The following is a 5,199-nucleotide window of genomic DNA, read 5'->3' as shown; positions in this document are numbered from 1 at the left end:
CGAAATCGCGAAGCGCGCGGCCGACGATCTCCTCGCTCGATCCGGCGGAATAAACGTTGGCGGTGTCGAAGAAGTTGATGCCCAGTTCCACGGCACGCTGGATGAATGGCCGGCTCTCCTCCTCGCCCAGGGTCCACGGATGGTTTCCCCGGTCGGGCTCTCCATACGTCATGCAGCCGAGGCAAAGGCGCGACACCTTCAAGCCGGTCTTGCCGAGATTCACATAATCCATCGTTGGTCCTTTCTGCGTGGTCGTGACCACTTGATGGTTGATGAACAAGCCAGTGCCGGGATCGTGTCCTTCGGACGAACCCGAGCCGCCGGTCTATATTTCGATATTCGGTGAAATATCGTTGACAGGAGGCGCACTGCCGAGATATTTTGATTTTCGTTGAAATATGGGAATGACTGGGCATGGATGCGTCCAAAGCTATTACCGGCCTCGCCGCCCTGGCGCATGACACCCGCCTCGCGGTGTTCAGGCTTCTGGTACAGCGCGGCCCTGATGGCTTGCCCGCCGGCGTCATCGCCCAAAACCTCGGGCTGCCGCCGTCCTCGCTCACGTTCCACCTTCAACAGCTTGCCAATGCGGGTCTGGTCTCCCAGCGCCGCGTCAGCCGGCAGATCATCTACGCCACCGACTTCTCCGCCATGAACGCTCTCATGGCCTATCTCACCGAAAATTGCTGCGGCGGGATCGCATCCTTTGTGCCTACCCGCAATTCCTCTCCGGATGATTCCAGCCTACCGACCAACAGCCAGCCGACCAACAGCCAGCCGAACGAAGGAAAATCAGATGAAACGCTTGCATGTGCATGTAGCCGTCGATGACCTCGAACAGTCCACGCGCTTCTATTCGGCGCTGTTCGCCACTGAGCCGGCTGAGCTGAAGCCCGATTACGCTAAGTGGATGCTGGACGATCCCCGCGTCAACTTCGCCATCTCGGCGCGCGGCCGTGCCGCGGGCCTGGATCACCTCGGTATTCAAGTTGCGGACGCGGACGAACTGGGGGAGGTCTATGGCCGATTGAAGCAGGCCGAGGGGCCAGTGCTCGAACAGGGTGAAACGACCTGCTGCTATGCCAAGTCGGAAAAGTCGTGGATCAGCGATCCCCAGGGCATCGCCTGGGAGGTCTTCCTGACCAGTGGAGAAAGCACCGTCTACGGCGACAGCATAGAACTGCCGGCTTCGAAGACTTCGGCCTGCTGTGCCCCGGTCGTAGCATCGCCCTCCTGCGGAATGACCGAGCCGCCTCGGACGACTGAAAAAACCGCAGCCTGCTGCGGCTGAGGAAGACGGATCGAACAAGGAAAACGTGATGGATGATTCAGCCTCTCCGCCCGACATTCTCCCGGCGCTGAAAGCCGAACTGTTGTCGCTGCCCGATCCGTCCAAGCTGGAGCCGGCCGGGCGGATGACCCATCCACCGCGTATCCTGCTGCTCTACGGATCGCTTCGCGAACGCTCCTACAGCCGGCTGCTGATCGAGGAAGCGGCCCGTCTGCTGCGCAGGATGGGGGCCGAGACGCGCATCTTCGACCCCCGCGACTTGCCCATGGCGAACAGCGTCGGGACCGATCACCCCAAGGTCCGCGAGTTGCGGGACCGGTCGATCTGGTCGGAAGGCCAAGTCTGGTGCAGTCCCGAGATGCACGGGGCGGTGACCGGAGTCTTCAAGAACCAGATCGACTGGCTTCCCCTGTCGGAAGGCTCGGTTCGCCCGACCCAGGGCCGCACCCTGGCCGTGATGCAGGTTTCGGGCGGATCGCAGAGCTTCAACGCCGTGAACACGCTGCGCCTGCTCGGCCGCTGGATGCGCATGTTCACCATCCCCAACCAGTCGAGCGTCCCCAAAGCCTACGAGCAGTTCGACGACGCCGGCCGGATGCTCCCCGGCCCGCTCTACGACCGCGTCGTGGACGTGATGGAAGAACTGGTCCGCTTCACCTGGCTCCTGCGCGACCGCTCCGACTATCTGGTCGATCGCTACAGCGAGCGGAAGGAAGCGTTCAAGCTGCCGGAGAAGCTGTAAGGCGCTGTCCCCCGCCGAATGGGTAAATCCATCCAAAAGGTCGATGGTTTCAGAAAATTTGCCATAGCTCAATACACCCGCTTGACAGAAATCCAGCGCGCCGTCAGTCTTGCTTCATGTTCGCAAGGGGCAAAGATGGCTCCGTCATGATGCGGGCAAAGTAATACCCCATAAGCCGCTTGTCGGCAGAGGCAAAGGCGCCCACAGCACTTGTAGCTGGCGGGCGCTTTTTGCGTTGCTGGATTGGAATATCGTGACCGCACGCAGGTATTTTAATATCGGAGTCATGTTCTCTTCCACCGGACCCTACAATGTGGTCGCCCGGTCGATGCTGAACGGCGCTCTCCTGGCGCTGGAGGAAGTCAACGGCGATCCCGATTTTCCGGTGGAACTGGTCCCCGTCGTGGTCGATCCGGGCGGGGAACTGGCCGGATACCATGCCTGCGCCACCGATCTGCTGGCCCGGCAAAACATTCGCCACGTCGTCGGCTGCTATACGTCGTCCAGCCGGAAGGAAGTCATCCCGCTTTTCGAAAAGCATGACGCGCTGCTCTGGTATCCGTCACATTACGAAGGCTTCGAGAGCGGCGACAACGTCGTCTATACCGGTGCGGCGCCCAACCAGCATATCGTCCCGCTGCTCCATCACTTGCTGAAGCATTGCGGCAAGACCGCCTGGTGCATCGGTTCCAACTATATCTGGGCGTGGGAGAACAACCGGATACTTCGGCAGGCCGTCGTGGGGCAGGGCGGCTCGGTCGCGGCGGAACGCTACTTCGCGGTCGGTGAAACCGACCTCCGGCGCGCGATCGAACAGATCCTGGAAGCCCGCCCGAGCTTCGTCTTCAATACGCTGATCGGAGAGTCGGCCTACCAGTTCCTCCGCGACTTCCGCGCCATGGCGGCGGAGCGGGGCATCGATCAGGCGCGGGAAATCCCGGTCGCAAGCTGCTCCCTGTCGGAGCCGGAGCTTGAAGCGATCGGCGGCGACGCGGTGGACGGGCATCTCAGCTCCAGCGTCTATTTCTCGTCGATCGCATCCCCCGCCAACCGGGCCTTCGTCGCGGCCTACCGCCGGCGCTTCCCGGACGGTCCAGCCATGTCGGCGGATGCCGAGGCCTCCTATGTCGCGATGGGCCTGCTGGCGCGAGCGCTGGCCCATGCAGGCGCCGACGATATCGCACAGGTCAAGTCCGCCGTGACGCGGCTGCGCCTCCAGGCGCCGCAGGGAGAAGTCTGGATGGACGAGGATACCCTCCACGCTTACCTGACGCCGCGCATCGGGCGATCCAACCGGAATGCCCGGTTCGACATCATCATGGAGGCGGCCCAGCCGGTCCGTCCCGATCCCTACCTGGTCTGGAACTCGTCGCGCTACGACGAAACGGCGCGTCCAGGCCGGAACCTGAAGGCGGTGTCATGACGGCGGCCAGGCTGGTTCAGAATTTTCGCGGCGTGCGGGCGCTGCTGGCGCTGGTCGATGCCGGCGCCGCCGATGCCGTCGCCGGGACCCTGAAGAAGCTGGGCGCCGTCGTCTCGATCACCACGCCCGACCGGTTGTCGCCGGATCTGCTTGCCGGCTACGACGTGCTGCTGCTCGACTTGGACCAGGGCATTCCCGAAGGCTGCACCTGGGCGCGGCTGGGACAGACGCCGCCGCTGCCGGTCATCGGCATCGTCGGGGTCGAGGCGCCCAGCCAGTTGAAGGCCTTGCTCCAGCTTGGCGTCACGGCCCATCTGCGGAAGCCGGTGCAGGGCGCCAGCGTCTACGCCGCCCTTTACATCGGCCTCAACGAATGGAACCGCCGCCGCCATACCGACGACCGCCTCGCCGCCGCCGAAGGGCGCAAGCGCAGCCGCAGGTTCGTCATCAAGGCGGTGTTGCTGGTCATGAATCAGCGCGGAGTCAACGATGACGAAGCGTTCCAGATACTCAGGCGCGAGAGCATGAAACAACAGCTCAGCGTCGAGGCGTTCTCGGAAGAGATCGTAAGAAAAGCCCTCGAAGAGGGTATCGCGGGAGTGAATGCCGAAAGGGGTTGAGGTTCAACAATTCAAAACATAATGACAGGTGAGGTTGACATGTCTTCTCCGATCAATAGGAGTTTCCTGGGCGCGTTCTCTGTTGCCACCCTGGCTTTGGCATCCACCGCCCTGGCGCAGAGCCCGGTGAAAATCGGTGTCCTGGAAGACCAGTCCGGTGAGTTCGCCGCCGCCACGCTGCCGAAGGTCCACGGCATAGAGCTGGCCGCCGAGGAGATCAACAAGGCCGGCGGCATCGCCGGGCGCAAGATCGAGCTGGTGGTCTACGACACCCAGTCCGACAATACCCGCTATCAGGAAATGATGCGCCGCGTGCTCCAGCGCGACAAGGTGGACGTCGTCTTCGCCGGGTTCTCCAGCGCATCGCGTGAGGCCTACCGGCCGATCGTCAACCAGTTCAACGGCCTGGCCTTCTACAACAACCAGTACGAGGGCGGCGTCTGCGACGCCAACATGATCGTCACCGGCGCCGTGCCGGAACAGCAGTTCTCCACCCTGATCCCCTGGATGATGGAGAAGTACGGCAAGAAGGTCTACACGATCGCCGCCGACTACAATTTCGGCCAGATCTCCGCCGAATGGGTCCGCCAGATCGTCAAGGAGAACGGCGGAGAGATGGTGGGCGAGGAGTTCATCCCGCTCGGCGTTTCGCAGTTCTCCCAGACCATCCAGAACATCCAGCGGGTCAAGCCGGACATCCTGATGACGCTGCTGGTCGGCACGGCCCAGGCCTCGTACTACGAGCAGGCTGCCGCCGCCAACATCAAGGTGCCGATGGGCAGCTCGGTCAATGTCGGGCAGGGCTACGAGCACAAGCGTTTCACCCCGCCCAGCCTCGCCAACATGCATGTCACGACCAACTACATCGAAGAGGTCGACACGCCGGAGAGCAAGGCCTTCATCACCAAGTGGCGCGCCAAGTACCCCAACGAGCCCTACATCAACCAGGAAGCCGAGAACTCCTACCACGCGATCTACCTGTACAAGCAGATGGTCGAGCGGGCCGGCTCGACCGACCGCGAGAAGATCCGCGGTGTCATCGCCAAGGGCGATGTCTGCGTCGATGCGCCCGAGGGCAAGGTCTGCATCGATCCCAAGAGCCAGCACGCCTCTCACACGATCT

7 protein-coding genes are annotated in these 5,199 nt (G+C 62.6%); 6 read left to right on the top strand and 1 reads right to left on the bottom strand.

Features of this window, described 5'->3' with window-relative positions; genetic code table 11:
* Positions 1 to 232, bottom strand: a 232-nt coding sequence (locus tag AC5JJ6_RS38195) for an aldo/keto reductase (protein WP_496047049.1), incomplete at its 3' end; no start/stop codon positions are given.
* Positions 233 to 414: 182 nt separating this feature from the next.
* On the opposite strand from AC5JJ6_RS38195, the gene AC5JJ6_RS38190 reads away from it, so the two are divergent.
* The 6 genes from AC5JJ6_RS38190 to AC5JJ6_RS38165 all read left to right on the top strand — a co-directional run.
* The gene (locus AC5JJ6_RS38190; protein WP_496047048.1) at positions 415 to 831 is read left to right on the top strand and encodes an ArsR/SmtB family transcription factor; all 417 of its coding nucleotides are present in this window, start codon (positions 415 to 417) and stop codon (positions 829 to 831) included.
* Positions 797 to 1,291 (top strand): ArsI/CadI family heavy metal resistance metalloenzyme, encoded by a 495-nt coding sequence (locus tag AC5JJ6_RS38185; RefSeq protein WP_496047047.1) that lies wholly within the window; start codon positions 797 to 799, stop codon positions 1,289 to 1,291. The genes AC5JJ6_RS38190 and AC5JJ6_RS38185 overlap by 35 nt, the downstream gene beginning before the upstream one ends.
* A 28-nt stretch (positions 1,292 to 1,319) precedes the next feature.
* Complete coding sequence (arsH, locus tag AC5JJ6_RS38180) at positions 1,320 to 2,033, top strand: arsenical resistance protein ArsH (RefSeq protein WP_496047046.1); 714 nt, start codon at positions 1,320 to 1,322, stop codon at positions 2,031 to 2,033.
* 253 nt (positions 2,034 to 2,286) lie between these two features.
* Positions 2,287 to 3,456 carry a transporter substrate-binding domain-containing protein gene (locus AC5JJ6_RS38175; protein ID WP_496047045.1) on the top strand — a complete coding sequence of 390 codons (1,170 nt, stop codon included), beginning with the start codon at positions 2,287 to 2,289 and terminating at the stop codon, positions 3,454 to 3,456.
* Positions 3,453 to 4,076 carry an ANTAR domain-containing response regulator gene (locus AC5JJ6_RS38170; protein WP_496047044.1) on the top strand — a complete coding sequence of 208 codons (624 nt, stop codon included), beginning with the start codon at positions 3,453 to 3,455 and terminating at the stop codon, positions 4,074 to 4,076. Before AC5JJ6_RS38175 ends, AC5JJ6_RS38170 begins: the two co-directional genes overlap by 4 nt.
* 39 nt (positions 4,077 to 4,115) lie before the next feature.
* A partial coding sequence (locus AC5JJ6_RS38165) for an urea ABC transporter substrate-binding protein (RefSeq protein WP_496047043.1) occupies positions 4,116 to 5,199 on the top strand: 1,084 nt, incomplete at its 3' end.

The organism is Skermanella sp. (genome assembly GCF_059503625.1).
Note: the sequence above shows the minus strand (reverse complement) of the source record. Positions and strands in the feature narration are given on the sequence as shown.

Excerpts from the sequence above, each read along its gene's own strand:
- AC5JJ6_RS38190 (WP_496047048.1), top strand. The coding sequence starts at position 415 with ATGGATGCGTCCAAAGCTATTACCGGCCTCGCCGCCCTGGCGCATGAC.
- AC5JJ6_RS38185 (WP_496047047.1), top strand. The coding sequence starts at position 797 with ATGAAACGCTTGCATGTGCATGTAGCCGTCGATGACCTCGAACAGTCC.
- arsH (WP_496047046.1), top strand. The coding sequence starts at position 1,320 with ATGGATGATTCAGCCTCTCCGCCCGACATTCTCCCGGCGCTGAAAGCC.
- AC5JJ6_RS38170 (WP_496047044.1), top strand. The coding sequence starts at position 3,453 with ATGACGGCGGCCAGGCTGGTTCAGAATTTTCGCGGCGTGCGGGCGCTG.